Genomic DNA, 549 nt, shown 5'->3' on the forward strand with positions numbered 1-549 from the left:
CGGGTTTGGAGTTGTTGACGCGGGCTCGGGTGTGGCGTCGTGGTGAGCGGGTGCGTCGGGCGGGGGTGTCGTCGTTCGGGTTGTCGGGGACGAATGCGCATCTGATTCTGGAGGAGGCTCCGGCCGACGCCGGGCAGCCGGTCACCGCCGCGACGCCGCCGGTCGTCACGTCACCGCCGGTGGTGGTCACCGCGAAGGACGAGACCGCCCTGCGTGCGCTCGCCGGTCGGTGGGCCGACTGGCTGGCGGCGCACCCGGACGCCGACCTGGCGGCGGTGGCCCGGACCGCCGCCACCCGCCGGGCCCACCACGAGCACCGTGCCGCCGTCCTCGCCGACGACGCCGCCGGGCTCCGGGCCGGGCTCCAGGCTCTCGCCGATGACGCCGCCCACCCCGGCGTCCTCACCGGACGTGCGAACCGGCAGGGCGGTGTGGTGTTCGTGTTTCCGGGTCAGGGTGGGCAGTGGGTGGGGATGGGTGCGGGGTTGTTGGGGTCGTCTGCGGTGTTTGCGGGGGTGGTGGATGAGTGTGAGCCGTTGTTTGCGGAGT

Annotated in this window: 1 protein-coding gene; it reads left to right on the forward strand. The window is 73.8% G+C overall.

Annotation, left to right across the window (positions count from 1 at the left end):
* Nucleotides 1-50 precede the first annotated feature (50 nt).
* Nucleotides 51-549, forward strand: a 499-nt coding sequence (locus KBX06_RS27515; RefSeq protein ID WP_307854783.1) for a ketoacyl-synthetase C-terminal extension domain-containing protein, incomplete at its 3' end; no start/stop codon positions are given.

The organism is Micromonospora sp. C31, from assembly GCF_018070575.1.
Lineage (GTDB): Bacteria > Actinomycetota > Actinomycetes > Mycobacteriales > Micromonosporaceae > Micromonospora.